1 protein-coding gene and 1 pseudogene are annotated in these 2,441 nt (G+C 39.3%); both read left to right on the top strand.

The window, feature by feature from the left end:
* The first annotated feature begins 333 nt into the window (after positions 1-333).
* Positions 334-1,326, top strand: a pseudogene (locus F6K22_RS31310) (AAA-like domain-containing protein).
* 134 nt (positions 1,327-1,460) lie between these two features.
* On the top strand, positions 1,461-2,441 hold a 981-nt coding region (locus tag F6K22_RS31305), incomplete at its 3' end, for a WD40 repeat domain-containing protein (protein WP_483244178.1).

The raw sequence follows: 2,441 nt of genomic DNA, 5'->3' as shown, positions 1-2,441 counted from the left end.
TTAATAAGCGTAGGTTGGGTTGAGGTACGAAACCCAACTTACGCTTATTACTTTTCCCTATTCCCTATTCCCTATTCCCTAGCAATATGAATAATTACGAATATTATATCGGTGCTAGTTTCCAAATTGATTCCACAACTTATGTTAAAAATAGAAAGTAGGTTGGGTAGAGCGACAGCGAAACCCAACAAAATCAAGTCATACCATCTTTGATAATAGATAATTTTTTTCTGTACTTGCTTATAACCTAATAGTTGGGTTTCGTTCCTCAACCCAACCTACGCTTATTACTTTTTCCTATTCCCTATTCCCTATTCCCTATTCCCTAGCACTATGAATAATTACGAACATTATATCGGTGGTAGTCTCCCAATTAATGCCACAAGTTATGTTAACAGACTTGCTGATAATGATTTATATCAAGGTATAAAAAATGGAGATTTTTGTTATGTTTTAAATTCCCGGCAAATGGGTAAATCCAGTTTGCGGGTAAAAACCATACAACGTTTAGAACAAGATAATATTGCCTGTGTCACTATTGATATGACAGAAATTGGCACCCATGATATTACTCCTTCGGAATGGTATGCCAGTATTATTGATACTATTTTGACTGGCTTAAATTTAGATGATGATTTTGATATCGAAGAATTATGGGAGGCTAATAGTCAACTTTCTTATGTCAAACGTTTTAGTAAATTTATTAGTGAAATTTTATTACCCTCTATTTCTCAAAATATTGTAATTTTTATTGATGAAATAGATAGTACCCTCAGCCTACCTTTTAATATTGATGATTTTTTTGCAGTTGTCCGAGATTGTTATAACAAACGGGCAGATAATTCCGATTATCAAAGGTTGACTTTTGCCATGATTGGAGTCGCAACTCCCGCCGATTTAATTAAATAGAAAAAACGCACTCCTTTTAATATTGGGAGACCAATAAAATTAACAGGTTTTCGGTTAGCTGAAGTAGAGCCTCTAGCAAAAGGTTTAGTTGAAAAAACTACCAATATTAATAAGTTGATGGAGGCAGTTTTAGATTGGACTGGAGGGCAACCATTTTTGACCCAGAAAGTTTGTAAATTAATTAGTAATAATCCAGAAAATGTACCAGATGACCAGGAGGCAGAATGGGTGGCAGATTTAGTCAGACAGAGAATAATAGAGAATTGGCAAGTACATGATGACCCAGAACATTTAAAGACAATTCGCGATCGCCTGTTGGTGAATGAAAAACGAGCGAGTCGGTTATTAGGTCTGTATCAGCAGATTTTATTAGAAGTCAGAACTCAGAAGTCAGAAGTGATACTCCCCACACTTTAGAACTCAGAAGTCAGAACTCAGAAGTCAGAAGTGATACTCCCCACACGAACCACACGGACCACACGGACCATATTCCCCTCCTGGGAGGGGTTAGGGGTGGGTCTCACACCCAAGCAAACGACAACCCCGAACAAATGGAACTCCGTCTCACAGGTTTAGTAGTAAAACAGGAAGAGCGGTTACAAGTTGCTAACCGTATTTATCAAGAAGTGTTTAATTTGCAGTGGGTAGAAAAAGAGTTGGGAAAGTTGCGCCCCTACTCTGAAGCTTTTACTGCTTGGGAGGAGTCAGGATGTAAGGATGAGTCGCGACTTTTGCGGGGTCAAGCGTTGGCAGATGCTTTAGCGTGGTCGGTTGATAAAAGTCTCAGTAGTCAAGACTATCAATTTTTAGCTGCTGCTCAGGAAGTGGAGAAACAGGCGATCGAGCTGGAAAAGTTGGAAGCGCAGATAAAATTAGATGCTAAGTTAAAAGCAAACCAGATATTAGAGGAGGCAAAGCAAAAAGTAGAGCTTAAGTTAGCAGAAGCAGAAGCAGTGGGTAAAAGTATTACTTCTAAGTTATTGTCTAATTCTGGTAAATATTTTGAAGGGTTGTTGCAAGCTTTGAGAGCAGCCAGACAACTACCACCTTCTAGCCAAATATTCCAACCTCAAGCAGATAGTAAAATGCAGATAATAGATGCTCTGAGTCAAGCTATATATATAGATGATGGAAAGTACCGAGAACTTAACCGTCTTCAGGGACATGAGAGTTTGGTCATAGGTGTAGCATTTAGTCCGGATGGAGAGACTATTGCCACTGCTAGTGGAGACAAAACAGTGAAACTGTGGAACCAACAGGGGAAATTATTGCAGACTCTCATCGGTCATCATAATTCGGTCTGGGGTGTAGCGTTTAGTCCTGATGGAGAGACTATTGCCACTGCAAGTTGGGACAAAACAGTGAAATTGTGGAATCTTAAGGAGAAATCATTGCAGACTCTCACCGGGCATGAGGATAGGGTCTATGGTGTAGCATTTAGTCCCGATGGAGAGACTATTGCCACTGCTAGTCGTGACAAAACAGTAAAATTGTGGAACCAAGAGGGGAAATTATTGCAGACTCTAATCGGG

The sequence above is a fragment of the Okeania sp. SIO2F4 genome (genome assembly GCF_010672385.1).
Taxonomy (GTDB): Bacteria; Cyanobacteriota; Cyanobacteriia; order Cyanobacteriales; family Microcoleaceae; genus Trichodesmium.
Note: the sequence above shows the minus strand (reverse complement) of the source record. Positions and strands in the feature narration are given on the sequence as shown.